Below are 1,821 nucleotides of genomic sequence, written 5' to 3'. Positions count from 1 at the left end.
GACGACGAGGGCACCGTCATCGGTGAAGCCGTCGACCAGCCGAGCGACTTCGGACGCATCGCGGCCTTCGCGGCGAAGCAGGTCATCAACCAGCGCCTGCGCGACATCGGCGACGACAAGATCCTCGGCGAGTTCCGCGGCAAGGAAGGCGACATCGTCGCGGGCGTGGTCCAGCAGGGCCCGAACCCGAAGATGGTGCACGTCGACCTCGGCACGATCGAGGCGATCCTGCCGCCCGAAGAGCAGGTGCCGGGGGAGTCGTACAAGCACGGCTCCCGCATCCGCGTCTACGTGACGAGCGTCGCCCGCGGCAACAAGGGCCCGCAGATCATCGTGTCGCGCACCCACCCGGGCCTCGTCCGGAAGCTCTTCGCACTCGAGGTCCCGGAGATCGCGTCCGGTGTCGTCGAGATCACCTCGCTCGCCCGCGAGGCCGGCCACCGCACGAAGATCGCCGTCAAGGCGAACGAGCCCGGCGTGAACGCGAAGGGTGCCTGCATCGGCGAGCTCGGCGCACGTGTCCGTGCGGTCACGAACGAGCTCGGTGCCGAGAAGATCGACATCGTCGACTACTCGTCCGACCTCGCATCGTTCGTCGCGAGCGCCCTGTCGCCGGCCAAGGTGACGAGCGCATTCGTGCTCGACGCCTCGACGAAGGCCGTCCGCGCGCTCGTGCCGGACTACCAGCTGTCGCTCGCGATCGGCAAGGAGGGGCAGAACGCCCGCCTCGCCGCGAAGCTCACCGGTGCCCGCATCGACATCCAGCCCGACTCGATCCTGGACGGCGAGGACTAGGACGATTTCGCTCCCGGCGCGCCCTGCGAGGGCGCGCCGGATCGCGCACGTCCGAGGCAAGGAGTAGAGTGGTTCCCGTCAGAACGTGCATCGGCAGTCGTCGTCGCGCTTCCCGATCCTCCCTCCTCCGAGTCGTCGCCCTGAGCGATGGCCGTGTCGTGGCGGATCCGAAGGCAGTCATGCCGGGCCGGGGAGCGTGGCTCACACCGACCGTCGATGCCTACGATCTGGCCGTCAAGCGCAGGGCTTTCCGCCGTGCGCTCCGGTTGGATCGCGATCCCGACACGTCCGCGGTGCTCGACCACATCGTCGGTCTCCCACAGGAACCGGCCGAGCGCCCGGACATGACAGAACAGGCTGAACGGCTTATGGACAACTGATGAGCGGCTCGAAATGAGACCCGTCATCCATTGAGTCCTGCCCCTTCACGGGGTGGGACCCGTGAAGGAGAACAGTGGCTAAACCACGCGTACACGAGATCGCAAGCGAACTCGGCGTCGACAGCAAGACCGCACTCGAGAAGCTCAAGGAGCTCGGCGAGTTCGTCCGGGGTGCCAGCTCGAGCATCGAGCCCCCCGTGGCACGGAAGCTCCGTGCCGCCCTCCAGGCAGACGGCGCCCCCGCGGCGAAGCCCGCCGCCTCGGCCTCCGCGCCGAGCGCACCCGCCAAGGCCAGCGCGCCGAAGTCGAGTGCACCCAAGCCCGGCGGTCCCCGTCCGGGTCCGGCTCGTCCGGCACCGGCTCCCGAGCCCGAGGCCCCGGCAGCACCCGCTGCCGACGTCCCCGCACCGGCCGCACCGAAGTCCGTCGCCCAGCGACAGGCCGAGGCCGAGGCCGCGCAGAAGGCCCGTGCCGAGAAGCAGGCCGCTGAGAAGCAGGCCGCCGAGCAGGCAGGCGCGTCGACCGACGCTGCTCCGAAGTCCGACGCCGTGAAGCCGGGCACCAGCCCGAAGGCTCCGGCGGCAGCCGGTCCGAAGCCGGGTGGCCCCAAGCCCGGTGCACGTCCGGGCAACAACCCGTACTCGTC

At 69.9% G+C, this 1,821-nt stretch carries 3 protein-coding genes; all 3 read left to right on the top strand.

Annotation, left to right across the window (positions count from 1 at the left end; all coding sequences use genetic code 11):
* Nucleotides 1-795: transcription termination factor NusA (gene nusA, locus BIU91_RS14860; RefSeq protein WP_071406110.1), on the top strand; the 795-nt coding region annotated here is incomplete at its 5' end.
* 68 nt (nucleotides 796-863) lie between these two features.
* Nucleotides 864-1,175, top strand: a complete 312-nt coding sequence (locus BIU91_RS14855; RefSeq protein ID WP_031259737.1) for a YlxR family protein — start codon at nucleotides 864-866, stop codon at nucleotides 1,173-1,175.
* Nucleotides 1,176-1,249: 74 nt separating this feature from the next.
* Nucleotides 1,250-1,821: translation initiation factor IF-2 N-terminal domain-containing protein (locus BIU91_RS14850; RefSeq protein ID WP_171907852.1), on the top strand; the 572-nt coding region annotated here is incomplete at its 3' end.

Source organism: Curtobacterium sp. MMLR14_002 (assembly GCF_001864975.1).
GTDB lineage: Bacteria > Actinomycetota > Actinomycetes > Actinomycetales > Microbacteriaceae > Curtobacterium > Curtobacterium flaccumfaciens.
Note: the sequence above shows the minus strand (reverse complement) of the source record. Positions and strands in the feature narration are given on the sequence as shown.